The sequence below is a fragment of the Paenibacillus sp. ISL-20 genome (genome assembly GCF_018613005.1).
Classification (GTDB): domain Bacteria; phylum Bacillota; class Bacilli; order Paenibacillales; family Paenibacillaceae; genus Paenibacillus_AQ.
In genome coordinates this window covers 1-17374 of record NZ_JAGGRD010000012.1, presented here as the reverse complement: position 1 = coordinate 17374, position 17374 = coordinate 1, and the positions used below count along the sequence as shown (strand labels likewise).

The 17374-nt window shown below is 50.4% G+C and carries 18 protein-coding genes; 13 read left to right on the top strand and 5 right to left on the bottom strand.

Annotated features, from left to right (window positions below):
- Positions 1-10 precede the first annotated feature (10 nt).
- The 6 genes from J7E85_RS08215 to J7E85_RS08195 all read left to right on the top strand — a co-directional run bounded on the left by J7E85_RS08215 (position 11) and on the right by J7E85_RS08195 (position 4486).
- Entirely contained in the window at positions 11-163 is a 153-nt protein-coding gene (locus J7E85_RS08215; protein ID WP_215156749.1) for a hypothetical protein, read from the top strand.
- A 59-nt stretch (positions 164-222) separates the two neighbouring features.
- Positions 223-942 (top strand): glycerophosphodiester phosphodiesterase, encoded by a 720-nt coding sequence (locus J7E85_RS08210; RefSeq protein WP_215156748.1) that lies wholly within the window; start codon positions 223-225, stop codon positions 940-942.
- A 285-nt stretch (positions 943-1227) separates the two neighbouring features.
- Positions 1228-2676 (top strand): MDR family MFS transporter, encoded by a 1449-nt coding sequence (locus J7E85_RS08205; RefSeq protein WP_445260221.1) that lies wholly within the window; start codon positions 1228-1230, stop codon positions 2674-2676.
- A 28-nt stretch (positions 2677-2704) separates the two neighbouring features.
- Positions 2705-3304, top strand: a complete 600-nt coding sequence (locus J7E85_RS08200; protein WP_339269848.1) for a TetR/AcrR family transcriptional regulator — start codon at positions 2705-2707, stop codon at positions 3302-3304.
- A 164-nt stretch (positions 3305-3468) separates the two neighbouring features.
- Positions 3469-3705, top strand: a complete 237-nt coding sequence (locus J7E85_RS33895) for a hypothetical protein (protein ID WP_251035560.1) — start codon at positions 3469-3471, stop codon at positions 3703-3705.
- On the top strand, positions 3641-4486 hold the full coding sequence (locus J7E85_RS08195; protein WP_251035559.1) for a copper amine oxidase N-terminal domain-containing protein: 846 nt from the start codon (positions 3641-3643) through the stop codon (positions 4484-4486). The genes J7E85_RS33895 and J7E85_RS08195 overlap by 65 nt, the downstream gene beginning before the upstream one ends.
- A 49-nt stretch (positions 4487-4535) precedes the next feature.
- On the opposite strand, the gene J7E85_RS08190 is transcribed toward J7E85_RS08195, so the two are convergent.
- On the bottom strand, positions 4536-5252 hold the full coding sequence (locus J7E85_RS08190; RefSeq protein WP_215156744.1) for a DUF421 domain-containing protein: 717 nt from the start codon (positions 5250-5252) through the stop codon (positions 4536-4538).
- A 213-nt stretch (positions 5253-5465) separates the two neighbouring features.
- Here J7E85_RS08190 and J7E85_RS08185 point away from each other — a divergent pair, with 213 nt between their 5' ends.
- Together J7E85_RS08185 and J7E85_RS08180 are read left to right on the top strand one after the other, a co-directional pair.
- Positions 5466-6788, top strand: coding sequence for an MFS transporter (locus J7E85_RS08185; RefSeq protein WP_215156742.1), 1323 nt, complete (start codon positions 5466-5468; stop codon positions 6786-6788).
- The gene (locus J7E85_RS08180) at positions 6760-7677 is read left to right on the top strand and encodes a polysaccharide deacetylase family protein (RefSeq protein ID WP_215156740.1); all 918 of its coding nucleotides are present in this window, start codon (positions 6760-6762) and stop codon (positions 7675-7677) included. Before J7E85_RS08185 ends, J7E85_RS08180 begins: the two co-directional genes overlap by 29 nt.
- A gap of 103 nt (positions 7678-7780) precedes the next feature.
- Here J7E85_RS08180 and J7E85_RS08175 read toward each other — a convergent pair whose 3' ends face one another.
- Positions 7781-8509 (bottom strand): hypothetical protein, encoded by a 729-nt coding sequence (locus tag J7E85_RS08175; RefSeq protein WP_215156738.1) that lies wholly within the window; start codon positions 8507-8509, stop codon positions 7781-7783.
- 159 nt (positions 8510-8668) lie between these two features.
- Between J7E85_RS08175 and J7E85_RS08170 the strand changes: the two genes are divergently transcribed.
- The 3 genes from J7E85_RS08170 (at position 8669) to aspA (ending at position 12432) form a co-directional block, all read left to right on the top strand.
- Positions 8669-9388: a response regulator transcription factor gene (locus tag J7E85_RS08170; protein ID WP_215156736.1), complete on the top strand. Its 720-nt coding sequence runs from the start codon at positions 8669-8671 to the stop codon at positions 9386-9388.
- Positions 9385-10752: a sensor histidine kinase gene (locus J7E85_RS08165; protein ID WP_215156734.1), complete on the top strand. Its 1368-nt coding sequence runs from the start codon at positions 9385-9387 to the stop codon at positions 10750-10752. The genes J7E85_RS08170 and J7E85_RS08165 overlap by 4 nt, the downstream gene beginning before the upstream one ends.
- Positions 10753-10971: 219 nt before the next feature.
- Positions 10972-12432 carry an aspartate ammonia-lyase gene (gene aspA, locus J7E85_RS08160; RefSeq protein ID WP_483311307.1) on the top strand — a complete coding sequence of 487 codons (1461 nt, stop codon included), beginning with the start codon at positions 10972-10974 and terminating at the stop codon, positions 12430-12432.
- 164 nt (positions 12433-12596) lie between these two features.
- On the opposite strand, the gene J7E85_RS08155 is transcribed toward aspA, so the two are convergent.
- Positions 12597-13208, bottom strand: coding sequence for a hypothetical protein (locus J7E85_RS08155; protein WP_215156732.1), 612 nt, complete (start codon positions 13206-13208; stop codon positions 12597-12599).
- 239 nt (positions 13209-13447) lie between these two features.
- Between J7E85_RS08155 and J7E85_RS08150 the strand changes: the two genes are divergently transcribed.
- Positions 13448-15079, top strand: coding sequence for an ATP-binding protein (locus J7E85_RS08150; protein ID WP_215156730.1), 1632 nt, complete (start codon positions 13448-13450; stop codon positions 15077-15079).
- Positions 15080-15208: 129 nt separating this feature from the next.
- Here J7E85_RS08150 and J7E85_RS08145 read toward each other — a convergent pair whose 3' ends face one another.
- Together J7E85_RS08145 and J7E85_RS08140 are read right to left on the bottom strand one after the other, a co-directional pair.
- Positions 15209-15667, bottom strand: coding sequence for an SAM-dependent methyltransferase (locus J7E85_RS08145; protein ID WP_215156728.1), 459 nt, complete (start codon positions 15665-15667; stop codon positions 15209-15211).
- A gap of 19 nt (positions 15668-15686) precedes the next feature.
- On the bottom strand, positions 15687-16487 hold the full coding sequence (locus tag J7E85_RS08140; RefSeq protein WP_215156814.1) for an AraC family transcriptional regulator: 801 nt from the start codon (positions 16485-16487) through the stop codon (positions 15687-15689).
- 210 nt (positions 16488-16697) lie between these two features.
- Between J7E85_RS08140 and J7E85_RS08135 the strand changes: the two genes are divergently transcribed.
- On the top strand, positions 16698-17150 hold the full coding sequence (locus J7E85_RS08135; protein ID WP_215156725.1) for an SRPBCC family protein: 453 nt from the start codon (positions 16698-16700) through the stop codon (positions 17148-17150).
- The last annotated feature ends 224 nt before the right edge of the window (positions 17151-17374 follow it).

Genomic DNA, 17374 nt, shown 5'->3' with positions numbered 1-17374 from the left:
TCTAGACGGTATGGATATGGTGGGTAAGCATACACCGCATGCCGTCTCTCTGTTTTCTCCCGAAGGTTATGATCTGCTGCAGACAGCAGGGATCGGAAAGCTCATGGCGAACAGTCCTATAGAGCTTCAAATGGTATCCCGATTACGTAACTCAGTCCGTTAACGTACGGTACTGGCCGTGATCGAGGCCATCAATCAACTTAAATATGGAGGGAATGGCACATGGAAGTACGGGGATTGGCTCATAGAGGATATCCGCTGAAATACCCGGAGAACACGATGCTGGGCTTTCGGAAAGCGTTGGAACTTGGCTTCTCACACCTGGAACTGGATGTCCAGCTGACGAAGGACGGCGTACCCGTTGTGATCCATGATCCAACGGTAAACCGGACGACCAACGGAACAGGGGCAATCAATGCCTTCACGCTGGAGGAAATACGGAAGCTGGATGCAGGTTCAGGAGAAGTCATTCCCACGCTGGAGGAAGCTCTGCGCTTTGCCAAGGATCGGATGATCGTTGACATTGAGCTGAAGCAGATGGGGGATACCTACCCCGGCCTGGAACAGAAGGTCATTGACGTGATCAAGGAAACGGGCATGGAGAAGCAGGTATTCCTCACCTCCTTCGATCATTATTCCATTGAACGAGCACGTTCCCTGGACCCTGACATCGAGCTGGGCCTGGTGATATATGGAGCTACGCCATCGGTATTCCCTTATCTGGAGGAGATCGGCGCTCGTTATGTGTCCGTTAAATATGTGTATGTGACCCCTTCATTTATGGAGGAAGCGCGTAAGCGGGGGGTTCAGCTCATTGTCTGGACGCCGGATGATGAGGCTGTACTGGCATCTCTTGCCCAATACCCTGAGCTCTTGATCGTTACCAACAATCTGGAGGGCTGGGCCAGAGTATACAAGGAGAAGATTGCGCTGAACGCGTAACGGCTCACGGAGCCGACGTGCGTGAATACTAAAATCGAAGGATCTGTCCTAAGTTGCGGCGCAGGGCGGATCCTTTTTTTGTGAAGAAGATAACAGCCCGTAATTCTATGTGTGTCCACTGCATGACCCAGCGGATTCGTACCATGGACGGCATCCATTTTTCTATTATTGAAAATTCAATGAAAATTTTCAGTTGACCTGCGGACAATTGTCCGTTACAATAAAAAACGCATTGCCGGACAATTGTCCGTGTATACAGAGATAAGGGAGGATAAGCTCTTGGATATGGGAGTGGGGCCAAGTTCGGCCAAGATTGATTTAAGCAAAATAAAGAGAGGGCCGATTGTTGCCGCACTGATTATTGGCGCGTTCGTTTCCATCTTGAATGAGACACTGCTGAACATCGCTTTCCCAAGCTTGATGGTGCAGTTTGGTATTGGAGAGTCTACGGTGCAGTGGCTTTCAACATCCTATATGCTGGTTGTCGGTATTCTGGTGCCCGTCACGGCGCTGCTGCAGCTGTGGTTCACGACAAGACAGATGTTTATAGGCGCCATGACGCTATTTCTTATAGGTACGATTATTTGCGGCTTTTCACCGGTATTTGGGGTGCTGCTGGTAGGGCGTATCCTGCAAGCGGTCGGAACGGGGCTTATGCTGCCGGTACTGATGAACACGATACTTAGTATTTATCCGCCTCAGAATCGCGGAGCCGCCATGGGGATGATCGGTCTTGTCATCATGACTGCCCCGGCGATCGGACCGACGCTGTCCGGCTTGATCGTGGACGCGCTGAACTGGCGCTGGTTGTTCTATCTGGTCATTCCGCTTGCTGCGTTCTCCATTGCATTTGCAGCGGTTTTCCTTAAGAACGTATCGATCCTGACCAAGCCGAAGGTCGATTATATCTCGATTATTCTGTCTACTATCGGTTTTGGGGGCATCGTATATGGATTCAGCAGTGCCGGAGAAGGCACTTGGTCTGATCCGAAGGTAGTATGGTGCATTACGGCAGGGGCTATCAGCTTGCTGCTCTTCGTATGGCGCCAACTGAAAATGAAGGAACCGATGCTGGATCTGCGGACCTTCAAATTTCCGATGTTCTCGCTCGTGACCGTGCTGATGCTGGTGCTGATGATGAGCATGTTCTCCACCATGATCATGCTGCCATTGTTCCTGCAGAACGCACTGGGCTTAACTGCGCTTGCAGCAGGCTTGGTCATGATGCCGGGCGGTATCATCAACGGATTGATGGCGCCGATTACAGGAAAGCTGTTCGATAAATTCGGACCGAGAGTTCTGATTATCCCAGGTCTTGCTCTCTTGAGCGTCGCTATCTTCCTGTTCTCGGGCATCGACTCTTCATGGACCGGTGGTTATGTCATCTTCCTTCATGTTATGATGATGATAGGGATTTCGATGGTTATGATGCCGGCCCAGACTACAGCCTTGAATCAGCTGCCGCGCTTGCTGTATCCGCATGGAACAGCCATCATGAATACACTGCAGCAGGTAGCAGGAGCCGTAGGTATGGCGCTCTTTATCAGCATCATGACAGCAGGTGCTAAAAATTACGTTGAAACAACCGGGGATCTCAATCCGGTAGAGAGCATGGTTGCCGGTCTTCATAATGCTTTTGTAATCGGACTTGTTCTTGCAATCATCGCTTTAGTACTGGGCTTATTTGTTAAACGTACAACTTCACCCGTTGAAGAAGAACAGTCTGCTGCATAAGGTTCCCGTGTGTTCAAATTAGAAAGGGATGCGTGCATTGCCGAAAGAGAATGACGAGTTGGGTCAAAAGATTTTGGATACGGCTCAGGCTTTATTTAATAAATACGGAGTCGAGGACGTCTCCATGCATCAAGTGGCGAAAACGGCCGGGATCGGGCAAGGCACCTTGTACCGCCGTTACCCCAGCAAGAGCAAGATTTGCTTCACGTTGATGGAAGCCAAGATCGATCGGTTTATGGAGGGGCTGGACGTTTACCTTCAGAGCAGCGAAGGTGAACCGGTGGCTCATCGGCTGCGGACGGTGATGACAAAGGTCATTCTGCATTTCAATGAAGATTTGGAGTGGCTAAGGGTGATGCTGACCTCTGACCGTCTGGAGGAAACCAAGAACATTATGTGCGAGAACCCGCCCTTCACGTTTTTGCGGTTTCAGATCAAGCGCCTGCTGGAGCGTGCGGCGGAGCAGGGAGTACTGATGCCGCTTGACCCTCAGTTTACCTCTGTGATGCTCGCATCTCTGCCGCGCGCGGATATCATTCTGTACATGCGTGATATGGGATACAGCGCGGAGCAGATTGCGGAGGAATATTGCAGAAGCTTTGTTGACCCGCTATTTATCCATCGCTAAGTCAGATAAAGAGGCCGTTTCGGAAGACTTGATAAGTCTATCCGGAATGGCTTTTCTGCGTGCTATCGGTACATTCACTTTTAATTTCAGTGCAACATTTGGCAAATCACTCCGTCAGTATAGTTGTACATGATAATTTAAGGCACCTAGAAAGGATGATGAGCATGAACAAACAATGGAAGAAGCAAGCAGCGACATTGATGGTTGCGGCCATTGCTGTCTCTGGTGGCGCAGCGGCTTATGCAGCACCCCAGGCTGGAGGTAGCCAGGAACAGAAACCGGTCGTAATATCGGCTGTGATTGATTATGGAGTTCTGGTTAACGGTAAGGAAGTGTATGAACGCCGACGCGAAGCAGGTCATGATCCCGCTGCGGAGCGTATCCGAGACGCTCGGATTTGAACTGGACTGGAATCAACAGGACCGCTCTGCGGAGCTGACCAAACCGGGATCCCCGATCTGGACCCTCTTGCAAACGGGTAAGGACCAGTATACGGTTAACAAAATGTACAAGTCCCTCGGCGCTGCGCCGGTGAATGTGAAGGGCACGCTTTATGTTCCGGCTAACTTCTTCAGCGAAGTGCTCCAGGCTAACGTATCGGTTGATGGAACGAAAGTAAACATCACGTCCGAAGAAGAGGTTAAGAAAGAAACCGTCGTGGGAACCATCACGGAAGTTATCAATCATGAGGATCGCAAAGCCGTTCACATTAACGGCACGGGTACCGAAGGGATCGTACTCAACGTGGATGAGAACACCGTCATCCGTGATGCGGAAGGCAATAAGATCGAGCTTAAGGATCTTGCAAAAGACATGAAGATTGAAGCCGTTCACAGCATGGCGATGACCATGAGCCTACCTCCTCAGACCTATGCTTATGAGATCAGCGTGAAATCGGACAAGGAAGAGACGGAGCAGCTCGCTACAGCTGGTGCCATTACGGATATCAACGCCGATGGCGGTAACCTGCGTGTTACGATCAAGGGAAAAGGACTAACGGAACAATCGCCGAATGAAGTGATCCTGAATCTGACGCCTGAGACGGTTATCGTGAATAAAGACGGTAAAACCTTGAAATCCAGCGAATTGACTGGTGATGCGGAGATTATCGGTTATTACAGCCCCGTGCTGACCAAGAGCCTGCCTCCAATCGGTAATGCCATTAAAATCGTTCTTCAATAAGTCACGAACACAACAAGCCTGGCGGCAGCGCCAGGCTTTTTTTGGATCATTAATGATACAGGGGAGGGATCGGGATCTCCTTATCGTAGACGGTGATGTTTAAACGCTTCTGTTCATCGAGTGAAGCGAAGAACACCTGATCGAGCGAGATTCCCCGCTCATCCAGCTGAGTCTCCAGCCATTTCCCGGTAAGGTTTAATTTTTGGAGGGTGATCGTCTGAATGCGTCCTTCTTTGACGACGGCGTAAGACAGCCCGGAATTCGGCCGTTTTAACTTCAGGTCCTCCAGCGTGACGGCGGTCTTCTCCATCTTTTTCAGTATGGATAAGACGCCACTCGGCTCCAGTACCGCCATATCAACTTCCGCTATGTCAAATATCTGATCCTCGCGCAGCATTTGCAAAATGTTATCGATGGAGTATCGGGCTTTTTTCAAATTCGGATAAATGAACTGCCCGTCTTTAACGACAATCATCGGTTCGAACGTAATCCACTTGCCGATACGCCGGCTCTTCACATGAAGGACAGAGGCTATCTTTTGTAACACGCCGATGGCGATGATCGCGAAGGCGGTATGGATATGTTCGATTTTTGGATCTGCAATGTCTGCTCCGATCACGGAACCGAGCGAAAGGATGATGATGTAGTCAAAAACGGGAAGCTCGCCGATGGAGCGGCGGCCCATGAATAAGGTAACGCCCAAGAGCAGCGGGTAGATGGTATAAATTCTCCCAAGCACTAACAGAAGATCTTTGAGGAGCTCCATGGCACAGACCCTTTCTGAAGATTTTGCGGTCTTAATTAGAAGGGTTGGCAGTTACCAAGAAAAATATGTATGTTCATCCAATTACAAAGACAGGCGGTGGCTTTTACGCTAATCTAGGCGCGAGGTCTCCTTAGCTCCGCATGAGCAGGTATATTCGTGCCATCCGCAGAATACTGTACAACAAAATCGTCCATGACGGATGGAGGGAAACGGATGAAGCGCAGTTGGGTGAATTCGCCGTATTCATTTTCGCTTGGCATGTTTGCCATGATGGTCCCGAGCCAGGCGTTCAGCTCCTTTTACATCTTTTTCTACGTGGATACATTGGGTCTAGGCATAGGTCTCGCATCCCTGGCACGAACCGTATTTCTGATCTGGGATGCGGTTAACAATCCGCTTATGGGGTATTGGTCCGATCGAACCAAGACCCGGCTGGGACGGCGCAGGCCGTGGGTGTTCGGCGCCATTCCGCTGTTCATGCTGACCTTCGTGCTGGTGTTCTCGCCCCCGGAAGGATTGTCTGAGAACGGACTGTTCATGTGGTTCTTGGTTGCCCTTATCCTGTATGAAGCGGTAGCAACCGTATTATGGGTCAATTATGGAGCGCTGTTCCCCGAGCTGTTCCGCGGAGACCGCATCCGGGCGAAAGCCTCAGCCATTCAGCAGGGCTACCAGGTCGTGGCGCTATTGATCGGTACCGCGCTGACCCCGATTATTTATGACGCCATGGGATTTTCGAATATGGCGATTCTGTACGCACTGCTGTTCGGCGTGTTCATGTTCCTCTGCATGATGAGCGTCCGGGAGCAAGAGGCGTACAGCGCAAGCGAGCCGCTCAAGCTCGTCCAAGCATTCCGCGAAACCTTGCGCAATAAGAAGTTTTGGGTGTTTAACATCTCCAACTCATTTGCCCAGACGGTGAACGGACTGATAAGCTCGACGATCCCTTTTTATGCAAAGTACGTGCTCAACATCCCGGACAATCAAGTATCGATTCTGCTGGCAGTCGTGTTTGTATCGGTCATTCCGCTGGTATTCGTCTGGTATTGGATGATCCGAAGAATGGATGGTGTGAGAGCATGGCGGTTGTCGCTCGGCGTGTATGGTCTTTCGGTCATTCCGCTCTGGTTTGGTTACGATCTGATCAGCGGGATTTTGGCAGGCATCGGGGTTGGGTTCGGTCTGGCGGGATTTCTGGTAACGCCGGCCATGGTTAGCGGCAACATCATCGACGAGGATGCGGAGCGGACGGGGCTGCGCAGAGAGGGGATCTATACGGCTGTCAGCGGGTTTATTACGCGTTCCAGCGGATTGATCTCTGCCCTGGCATTTTTTGTGGTAGGCATGATATTCGGGTATGAAAGCGGTGATAATCCAGGGAGCGACCCGGAATCGACCTTCAGGTATTTGATCAGTGTCGTGCCTTTGTGCTTGCTGGCTATTTCCTTCCTGTTATCGTTTGTAACCAAAATCGAATTCTCAAAAACCATAGGAGGCGGGCATGAACATGGAGCGAAGACTGATCATCAACTGTGACGATTTCGGCCAAAGCAAGGCCATGAATGAGGCGATCCGCCATCTGCTGGAGGAGAATAAAGTCTCCTCGGCAACCATCATGACCGTGGCTCCAGGCTTTGAAGAAGCGGCCTCCTGGGTGGCACGCGGACGTCAACCGAATGTGGGGCTGCATCTGACCTTGACGAGCGAATTTGAGGCTCTGCGATGGCGCAGCTTGACGGGGCATTCCTCCCTTCATGACGCCAGCGGTCATCAATATCGGACCGTTCCGGAGTTTGAACGGGGGGCAGAGACAGGTGCTGTGTTAAAAGAGCTGGAGGCGCAGTACCGGCTGGCGAGTAAGGCCGGCATCCGTATCAGCCATGTGGATAATCATATGGGCAGCCTGTACGGGATGGAAACGGGACGAAGCCTCATTCCGCAGATGCTGTGGAAGACTTCGCGTTGGCGCCTCCCCGCACGACTGTTCCGCTATATCTACCCGGAGGATCCGCTGCTCAGCTCGCTGCCGAATATCGAGCGTCCGGTTGCGCTCGCCTCAGGCCTTGCTGATACGTTTGGCGTGCCGATTCCGGATTATCTGCTCTCGCATCCGTTTCCTGTTGTCAAGGGAGAGACCTACGAGAGCTTCAAGCAATCGCTGATCGATAAGCTGTATAGACTGCCTGAAGGGGTCAGTGAAACCTATGTCCACCCGGGAGCCGAGGATGAATGGATGCTGGCGAATATTCCGAATTGGGAGAAGCGGGTATGGGAGTACCGGCTGCTGTTCGATGACGATTTTGCTTACGGACTTCGGGATGCGAAGGTGATATTAACGGATTACCGTTATGTAGAGGAGCACTTGAAGCGTCCCCGTGTGCGCTCTGCCGTTAAACTGATGAAGGTCATGACGAAAAAATCGTGATATAGGCCTATACAGAAGAACAACCCCTGCCGCGGCACCGGCAAGGGTTGTTTGTGCTTTAAGTAGGATCGGCTTGCGCCGACATATGCTGCTCCGTATAACCTTACTTCGCTTCAGCTTCCAGCTTGGCGATCTGTTCCTTGTATTGGTCCAGCAATTTCGTCAGCGCTTTTTTGATAGAGTCGGAGTCCTTGGAATCCACCGCTTTGAAGAGATCGATTCTGGCATGGATGAACGCCAGATCCTCATCGTTGATCTTCACTTCCAAACTTGCTGCATCACTGATCTTCACTGCCGCGAAACTTGCTGCCTCGCCTTGGATCACGTCGTATTTCACTTCACCGGACTCTGCATTAACCATTTCGGCCCTTTCCAGCGTTATGCCTTCAAGCGGCGTGATAACGTCCTTAATCTGGGTTGCTTTGAATTCCTTGATGTCCCCGCTGTCTATTAATTCCTGGATATCTTTTGCCGGAGAAGTCTTCATAGCAACGGAAACCTCGAATTCGCCTTCAGCCACAACCGGCTTCATCTCTCCGGCAACGGCAGTTGTAGCGTCGGAGAAAAAGAATGTTCCCTCAGCTCCGGCAAGCTTGCTGTACTTCTCAAGCGTCTCCTTCCAATCCTGTACCGTTTCCGGCGCGTATTTCTCAGCCAATTCCAGCGGATTCGGCAGAATGGAGATGGTTGCAGTAGTTTTAAGAGGCGCGCTTTTGCCTGTTTGATTCGGTACGTCACTTGGGGTATCAGCACCAGAGGCATGTACGGGCAGGGCGGCTGATCCCAGCAGGGCAGCGGATAGGGCAAGTTTACCAAACAGTTTGTGTTTCATCGTATAACACTCCTTATCGAGTTGGTTTGTCTTACAGTACCCAGTGTACGAGTCAGCATTGGCAGAACATTGGTGTATTTGTGGAAAAATAATGGCATTCCCCATTCGCTGCACGCCGCTTGGTATACTGAGAGGAGATTAAGCTCGGAGGTACTATACATGAACCAAAATTATCTCATCGCCGTGGTCGACGATGATCAGCATATACGGAATTTGGTGGAAGCTTATTTGCGCAAGGAAGGTTACCGGACCGTAGGGCTTGGAACAGCAGAGGAAGGCTGGGAGATGTGGAGAAGGGACCCGCCGGATATGTGGGTGCTGGATATCATGCTGCCAGGCATGGACGGTTTCGAATTGTGCAGGCGGATACGCGCGGAAGCCGAGGTACCCATCATTATGATCTCTGCCAAGGATAGTGAAGTGGATAAAATACTGGGGCTTGAGCTGGGCAGCGATGACTATATGGTCAAACCGTTCAGCCCCCGTGAGCTGATAGCCCGAATCAAACGACAGCTAAACCGGTGGTATAAATTCAATCAAGCAGAGAGCATTCCCAGGCTTACGGCAGCGTCCCCGGAGCTTAGCAACGGCAGGCTTCAGTTGATGCTGGAGGAGAGACGTGTGTTCTGGAACGGGCAAGAAGTGGAAATGACCAACAAAGAATTCGAGATGCTGAAAGTGTTTGCCGAGCATCCTAACCGTGCGTTTACAAGAGATGAGCTGTTGACCTCCGTGTGGGGTGACGACTATTTCGGTAGCGACCGGGCGGTGGACCATCTGATTAAACGTCTCCGCAAGAAGGTGGAGGAGCTGCCGATTGAGGCGATTTGGGGACATGGATACCGAATGAGAGCGGATGGGGAGGAATCATCGATATGAAGCTGGTGCATCAGATCAATCTTGCTTTTGCCTTATCGTTAATACTCGTGCTTTCCGTTACGGCCGTCGTCATTCATTACGTGCTGCTGGATCACTTTATCGGTACGCAGCGCAAGGACATGCAGTCCATCGGTGCCGAACTATCGGCAAAGCTGGAGACGGCCGCCGCACAGAGTCTTCCAATCGATAGTACGCCGATTGCCGTCAGTGGTTATACTTCTTCGCGGATTGCGGATGTGGAAGTCATTATTCAAGATGCACAAGGAAATGTGGTAGCTCCGATGTCAGCTGTTCCTTCTTATCCGTATAGTGAGGTTGCGCAGGTCTTGCCAGACTATCCGATGACAACCTTTCAATCCGCCATCACGAATGATACGTATCTCACAGAGATCACGGCAGTTCCCCAAGGAACAGTAACGCTGATTACGCCGGTCAGCAAGATCAAGGCCATTGAGCAGGCGCTGCTGGGGCGCTTGATGCTCGTATTTGGCGTAGGGGCCGTGATCATGGTGATCTTAAGCCTGTTCATTACCAAGAGGCTGATTAAGCCGCTCATGCATCTGCGCGAAGAATTGAAGAAGGTGAAGGAGCGCCAGTTCTCCGAAGTCCGGCGTGTGTCCGCAAGCGGGGAGATCGGCGCAGTTGCAGAGTCCGTCTACGAAATGGCGGGTGAGCTGGAGCGGTACAACCATGTGCAGAAGCAATTTTTCCAGAATGCCTCCCACGAGCTAAAGTCGCCGCTCATGTCCATATCCGGCTATGCGGAGGGAATTCGGGACGGCGTATTCGAAGGGGAGGATATCCGCAAAGGGCTGGATATCATTATGAGTGAGAGCAGCCGCATGAAGAATATCGTAACCGAGATGACGCTGCTCGCGAAGCTGGACAGCGAGGATGATATATTTAAGGCAACGGCGGTCAATTTGAAGGAGCTCTTGGAGGAAACGATCGAAAGAGTCAATCCGGTCTTGGTGAAAAAAGGATTGTTCGTGCATCCTTCCTACGGCGATAACGAATCGTTAATGGTGTATGCCGACCGGGATAAGCTGCTGCAGGCGCTCCTGAACATCGTTTCCAACGGAGCAAGGCATGCGAGCAAGCATATATACATTCAAGCCGGTATCCAAAAGGGCCGGGTATTGCTCACCGTTTCCGATGATGGCGAAGGCATATCCGAAGAACTGCTTCCGTATTTGTTCCACCGGTTTGTGAAGGGCAAGAACGGGGAGTCCGGCCTGGGTCTGGCTATTGCCCGCGCCATTGTGGAACGCTGCGGAGGTCTGATTACGGCAGGGAATCGTACAGATGGAGGGGCCGTCATATCGGTAGGATTCCCTCCGTATAGGAAGACCACCACGGTCTAGTTCATGTGTGGGCCCCAATCAATATTCACGAATGAAATCTCACGATGGGGTAAGAGGGACTTTTTTGGGTATTTATACTTAAATAGAGTCTCTTTTTTTGCGTATTCGCACATATCGTTCAATATTCTCTAACAAAACGCGTAAGCTATAGAGGATTTTAAGTGGGAAGGCAGAATTCTGTATATATCCGGGCAAGCTGGATGATAACAGGTGACAGGCATGATACAAAATAATCAAAAGGCGATGGTGATGTTGTCCATGGATATGCAGTATCGAATTGAAAAAGATTTTCTGGGGGAAAAACAGCTTCCTGTGGAAGCCTATTACGGCATTAATACGGTTAGGGCGGTAGAGAACTTTCCGATCAGCGGAGTACCCATCCATGCAGAATTGATATCTGCACTGGGCGAAGTTAAGAAAGCCGCAGCCCTGGCGAACATGGAGCTTGGCCTGCTTCCGAAAAAGATAGGCAGTGCCATTATAGAGGCGGCAGACGAGATCATCGCGGGCAATCTCCGTTCCGAATTCATTGTCGATTCCATCCAGGGCGGAGCAGGAACTTCGATCAATATGAATATGAATGAGGTATTGGCAAACCGAGCGCTGGAAATTTTGGGAAAACAGAAGGCCGAGTATTTCTACTGCAATCCTAATAATCATGTCAATATGTCGCAGTCCACGAACGATGCTATCCCGACGGCGATCCGCATCGCGTCTTACCGTCTGACGCAGGACCTGCTTGGAGTATTCCGGACCTTGGTTGCCGGCATTCAGGAGAAGGCCAAGGAGTTTGATGATGTCATCAAGATGGGGCGCACGCATCTGCAGGATGCGGTACCGATTCGACTCGGACAAGAGTTCGGGGCTTATGCTAATGTTCTGACGCGTGACATCAACCGGATCGAGCGGGCAGCTCAAGGCTTGTTAGTCGTTAATATGGGGGCGACCGCGGTAGGTACGGGGCTTAATGCAACCCCGGACTATATGCACAGCGTCGTTCAGCATTTGATTGAGCAGACAGGCTTCTCCTTGAAACAAGCCGAAGATTTGGTCGATGCGACCCAGAACACCGACGCGTATATGGAATTGTCGGCTGCGCTCAAAGTGTGTGCCGTAAACTTCTCGAAAATGTGCAACGATATCCGCTTGATGGCTTCCGGTCCGAGAGCAGGCTTGAACGAATTAAACGTGCCGGCAAGACAACCGGGCTCTTCGATTATGCCGGGTAAGGTCAATCCGGTGATGGCCGAGGTCATGAACCAGGTGTCGTTTCAAGTTATCGGCAATGACCATACGATCAGTTTGGCATGCGAAGCCGGGCAATTCGAGCTTAACGTCATGGTTCCGGTCGCAGCGAACAACTTGATGCATTCCCTCAAAATCCTGAAGAACGGCATGGATGTGTTCTACAAGAATCTGATGGTCGATCTTACAGCGAATAAGGAACGATGCAAGTACTTCGTGGATAACAGCTACGGCATTATTACGGCATTGAACCCGCATCTGGGTTATGACGTTGCCTCCAGACTCGTGAAGGAAGCGCAGAAGACAGGACAAAGCATCAGGGAGATTATTCTGGAGCAAGGTCTTTTGACAGAGGAACAGATCCAGGTCATCCTGGACCCTTATCATATGACATCCCCAGGCATTGCCGGAGAAGAGTTCCTGCTGAACCAATAAGGTGTACCCTTGTTATATCGATACGAAGAGCCGACTAAGATGTAGATCTTGGTCGGCTTTTTTTCGCTGTCGGTTATCTCCGGTTGTTGACAATAGATAAGGCTTGTGAAACCGTTTGAGTCCGGTGTGAAGATATACCAGCAGGGGCAAGGATATGATTGGTATTATGGATTGTTAAGTGCGGCTATAAGGGAGGTGATGACGTTCTTCTCGGGATCCCCCAGCCCCTTATTCGTTTGCCATTGTTCGAGCTCTTGTTTCACCTGTGAAACATCCTGGTAACCAAGATGGTAAGCAATACTGGAAATGACGCTTTGCCTGTTAGCATCGTCACTCAAATCAGCAAGTGCATGAACCACGCCTTCCGTGTCTTGGGTAAACAATTCTCCTGCGATGGCGGCATATTGCTCGGCAGAGGCGCCGTCGAGATTTGTTGTTGCCAGGAACAGGCTTCTGTAATGCTCGGGTTTGATAAGGGAGCGGTGGGTATACAGCAGTTCAAGAGTCGCCAATGTTTGGCCATTACTCAGGCGGTTATATTCTGTCCAGTCTATGCCTTCCAATTGATCGAGCATGTTCGTGACTTTATCCTCGGTACTCATGTCCTCCCCTTTATATAATGAAAATACGCTCTCCGCCGTACTGTTGTAGTCAATCACTGCAGTTGTCGCAGGTTCGGATGATGAAGTCGGCGCTTCAGCTTGATTGCTCGAGCAGGCTGTTACAAGAAATAGAACGGCCATGAGGAACAGGTAAGCAATATTGGGTTTGAACATGGATTCTCATCTCCTTTACATCCTAAACGAATATTTCCTGTAAAGAGTTACATAAACAGGAGAAGAATAAAAGAATATGTTTCCAAAGTTCTGCTTATCCCGTATATATTCATAAATGTTAAGATGAACGCTGCCATGTTCACATTCTATTAAGTTTACCGGCAGGCTCCATCTGCCGATAAAAGTGATAGAATAAACGTTAGGTTACATTAAAGTGGCAGTATGATAAAAAGGGGTATGTGATTTTGGATAATCAATGTGGTGAAATAACTGATCAGGAGATCATTCAGCAAACTAAGCAGCAGTGTATAGACAAGGGGATGGACCCGGAGCTTGTTCCAACACATACGAATCGATTGAATGATGAGGTATTGACCGCAAGGCGTGCAAAATATAAAGAGTACATTGAAGTGATACAAGTTTTCGTAAGTAAGTTCCTTTCCTCCGGATCAGGAAACCCTGTTGTGATTACAATTACGGATAATGAGGGATTCATTCTTGATATGGAAGGGGACCCGACCATTATAGAAACAGCCCGGTATTTGGGTATTACCGAGGGCAACGGCTATTCCCAAGAAGACGGTCCAAGCTCAATTGATCTGTGTCTCCGGTACGAGCGGCCGTTTACGTTGATAGGAGAGGACCATTTTCATCACATTCTTCACCGCATGGCATGTTATTCAGCTCCCTTTCATGGCGAGGATGGGAAGGTGATCATAGGAACGATCTCTTTAATGACGCACAGAGAGTTTGTTCACCCGCATTTGCATGCCTTGCTGTGCACGATGGCCGATTCCCTGGAACGGGAGATGGTTACCCGCAAACAGAACACGCAGCTGCAAACCTTGAATCAGGTGCTCCTCGGAACGAATCATTATGGCGTAATCATTACCGATGCAAAGGGTCAGATTCTGGAGATGAACGAAACCAGCTTAAGCCTGCTGTGCCCGGACGGCAGCGACCGAAACCGAACCCAGTATGTGGGTCGATCAGTATTCGGAATTAAGCCGATTGGCGAGTATTATGAGCGAGTGATACACCGGCAGCAAATCTGCATCGGAGAAGAGCTTTCGCTTGAGATTTCCGGAAACATGAATCACTATATACTTGATGTTCAGCCTGCTTATGACCGTGAGGGACAGCTCATGCGGGTGGTAGGTTTTCTTCGGGATATTACAGAGATGAAGCGTACGGAGGAAGTGCTGCGGAATACGGAAAAGCTGGTGTTTGCCGGTCAGGTTGCCGTAAGCATCGCTCATGAAGTGCGCAATCCTCTCACCACGGTGAAGGGAATGCTCCAGTTAGCGAATAAGGACGCCTGCCTTCGGCACTATGACCTGATTATGTCCGAGCTGGAGCGGGCTAATCTGATGGTAGGGGAATTTATGATTCTGGGCAAGCCCCAGGCTGCGGTTTTTAAGCTAGAGGACTGCGGTGAAATTCTGACAGAGGTGCTCCACTTGTTTGCCATTCAGGCGGAGCTTAGCGGGATCGACATGACCCAATGCATCGGGCAGCATGCAACGATTCTATGTGACCGGAATCAGATTAAGCAGGTATTTCTTAATATTCTGAAGAATGCGATGGAAGCCTTGCCGCATGGCGGGAACATTCACGTTCATCTGGATGTGCAGGAAGGATATCAACGCGTCATTTTTACGGATAACGGTTCCGGCATGACGGATGATGTGCTTCAGCGGATTGGGGAGCCTTTTCATACGACCAAGCCGGACGGCAATGGCCTTGGTATTATGATCGTCCACCGGATCATGGAGAGCCACAATGGCCGGATTGTCATCCGGAGCGAGGAAGAGCGGGGAACATCAGTCGAAATAAGTCTGCCGATCTCGAGTCAGAGCCCGTCCAGTTAAGCTGATTAACGATTAAGGTTATGCAGAATTATGCGGATCAACAGAAACAGCGCTGTGTACGCCCCAGTCCTTAGAACTCAAGGACAGGGTGCGTCAGCGCTGTTTGTTGTATGATGGAGTACTTAATCATTATTCCCAGTAACGGGACATGATGTCCGTAGCCCATTCGGGCTGCTTGGTCTTCGTCTTCGGCAAAAATTCCTCCATGACAGGTTTGATATCAACGACGGGAGTCCCGTCAATGGCATCCAGCCCTTTAACGAAAACAGACCTGCCCTCTCTGCTTACCAACTCCACTATGGTGGCTCCTAACTTGTTGGGGCGGTTCTTACCGCGCTGGGCGAAGATACCGACCTTGGGAAAGCTCGGATTATTTCGCGGATGTCTCGCCGCGTATTGGATGCTGTCGTCCTGGACGAGATGGAATACATAGATGATTTCAAGGTGGCTGAATGTTTCAATCCCATCCAGGGAGCTTTCATCCCATTCTTCGCCCAGCTTGATCTCCGAGATGATATCCCCCCAGTAATCATCTTGAATGGCCTTTCTTTCGTTATGGATCGTTCCGATTGCCTGTATCGTATACATGCACTTACCTCCCTCAGGTTTATCGTTCCTTCATATAAACTTCCGGCGTTTTACCGATCACCGCTTTAAAATCCCGGATAAAATGCGACTGGTCGTAATAACCCATGTCCATGGCTAGCTCTAGCACATCCTGATGATCAAGGCCTTCAAGCATCTCGGCGACATTCTGCAGCCGGTACAGGCGAATCACCCATTTAGGGCTTACCCCGACGTATTGCTTGAACAGGCGCTGAAGTGATCTTGGGCTCATCTGGAACCATTCGCAAACCTGCTCGACCCGAATGATGTCCCGGTTGTGATGAATCCGATCAATGATGGTATGAATCCGTTCGATCTGTTCGTCTTCTTCGGGAAGAACGCGGCGAATAAGCTCCTCCATGTACCTAACCTTTTGCTCCGGTTCCTCTGCGGTCAATAGCTGCTGCTCCAGCGTATGGGGCTCGACTTGGAGAATCTCCATGATCCCTATGGAAGAATCCGTCAGACGGTCCATGGACGTGTTTACGAACGGATAGAACCCGCCGGGTCTGAACTTGATCCCGAATACTTGCCCCCTGCCCTCCAGATGGTGGGAATGCCTGGTACTGGATACGCCGTAAAAAGCGGTTCGATGGGGCTGAACAACCAAGTTGGCGCAGGGATTAGGAACAACATCCTGCAGATGAGGCTCCTGATCGGTTAAATCCCAATGAATGATCCAGTAATGCTTGATGAAATAGGAAAGGTCCCTGGATGGGGGAACTCGCAGGAGCTGGAACTTCTCTCCGGCTCTTTTCATGTTCAAAATGCCGAGGCTGGACTGATGAGGATGCTGAATCATGGACACATAAACACCTCCGATAATCCGTTACAGGCCTGGATCGATGGACCACTGGCCCTCACACAGGACTAGAGCCTGAAGTGATTCTACAGGTTGCAGCCTGTCGCATTTTTACAATACTTGGATCGCAGCTGCTTGATAACATCATCATATCACAGGAGGACAAGCCGGTCTTACTGCGTATTTCATGGATGGTAGGAGGAAACTACAATGGAGCCGTTACATTATGAGTTTTATATCGGTGCTTCGCCGGAGAAGGTATGGGATGTCTTAACTTTGCCGGAGGGAACTCGGGCCACCTTTTTCGGGAGCGAGCTGAGATCTTCATTTGAAATCGGGGAGCCTTACGCTTATGTGGGTCCGGGGAATGACGGAGAGGAGACGGTTCATGTCTATGGGAAGGTTCTGGCTTATGAGCCGCAGAAGAGGCTGAGTCTGTCCGAACATCCGGGTCCGTCGTATTACGCGAATCATGAGGAGCTGGAGTCTCGGATTACGTTCACCCTCGAGCCGGTAGGGAATTGTACCAAGCTGACGCTCGTCAATGATCAGTACACGCCGGATCATCCGTCCCGCGCCAAGGCTGCGGACAGCTGGTGGATGGTCATGAGCATTCTGAAGTCTTATGCGGAGACGGGGGAGACCCTGGATCTGGGCTGGTAGCCTCATGGTGAATCATCGGCATATGGTCGATAGCATCCAAGCATGCCCGGACCGCGCACCGTGCGCATGATTTATGGATTCGTTATATATTAAAGAAAGCCTATTAAAGAGTAAACTGTACCCTTTGTAAAGGACAAATGTAAAAAAGGCTACGCTGCCCTGAGAAGATGATCCCTGTATTGAATGGGGGTCATCTTCTTTATGTTCCATTGATATCTGTAGTG

Coding starts and splice junctions, on each gene's coding strand:
- J7E85_RS08165 (WP_215156734.1), top strand. CDS start 9,385: ATGAAGCTGGTGCATCAGATCAATCTTGCTTTTGCCTTATCGTTAATA.
- J7E85_RS08180 (WP_215156740.1), top strand. CDS start 6,760: ATGGAGCGAAGACTGATCATCAACTGTGACGATTTCGGCCAAAGCAAG.
- J7E85_RS08215 (WP_215156749.1), top strand. CDS start 11: ATGGATATGGTGGGTAAGCATACACCGCATGCCGTCTCTCTGTTTTCT.
- J7E85_RS08135 (WP_215156725.1), top strand. CDS start 16,698: ATGGAGCCGTTACATTATGAGTTTTATATCGGTGCTTCGCCGGAGAAG.
- J7E85_RS08190 (WP_215156744.1), bottom strand. CDS start 5,252: ATGGAGCTCCTCAAAGATCTTCTGTTAGTGCTTGGGAGAATTTATACC.
- J7E85_RS08145 (WP_215156728.1), bottom strand. CDS start 15,667: ATGTATACGATACAGGCAATCGGAACGATCCATAACGAAAGAAAGGCC.
- J7E85_RS33895 (WP_251035560.1), top strand. CDS start 3,469: ATGAACAAACAATGGAAGAAGCAAGCAGCGACATTGATGGTTGCGGCC.
- J7E85_RS08175 (WP_215156738.1), bottom strand. CDS start 8,509: ATGAAACACAAACTGTTTGGTAAACTTGCCCTATCCGCTGCCCTGCTG.
- J7E85_RS08195 (WP_251035559.1), top strand. CDS start 3,641: ATGAACGCCGACGCGAAGCAGGTCATGATCCCGCTGCGGAGCGTATCC.
- J7E85_RS08170 (WP_215156736.1), top strand. CDS start 8,669: ATGAACCAAAATTATCTCATCGCCGTGGTCGACGATGATCAGCATATA.
- J7E85_RS08205 (WP_445260221.1), top strand. CDS start 1,228: ATGGGAGTGGGGCCAAGTTCGGCCAAGATTGATTTAAGCAAAATAAAG.
- J7E85_RS08140 (WP_215156814.1), bottom strand. CDS start 16,487: ATGATTCAGCATCCTCATCAGTCCAGCCTCGGCATTTTGAACATGAAA.
- J7E85_RS08155 (WP_215156732.1), bottom strand. CDS start 13,208: ATGTTCAAACCCAATATTGCTTACCTGTTCCTCATGGCCGTTCTATTT.
- J7E85_RS08200 (WP_339269848.1), top strand. CDS start 2,705: ATGCGTGCATTGCCGAAAGAGAATGACGAGTTGGGTCAAAAGATTTTG.
- aspA (WP_483311307.1), top strand. CDS start 10,972: ATGATACAAAATAATCAAAAGGCGATGGTGATGTTGTCCATGGATATG.
- J7E85_RS08210 (WP_215156748.1), top strand. CDS start 223: ATGGAAGTACGGGGATTGGCTCATAGAGGATATCCGCTGAAATACCCG.
- J7E85_RS08185 (WP_215156742.1), top strand. CDS start 5,466: ATGAAGCGCAGTTGGGTGAATTCGCCGTATTCATTTTCGCTTGGCATG.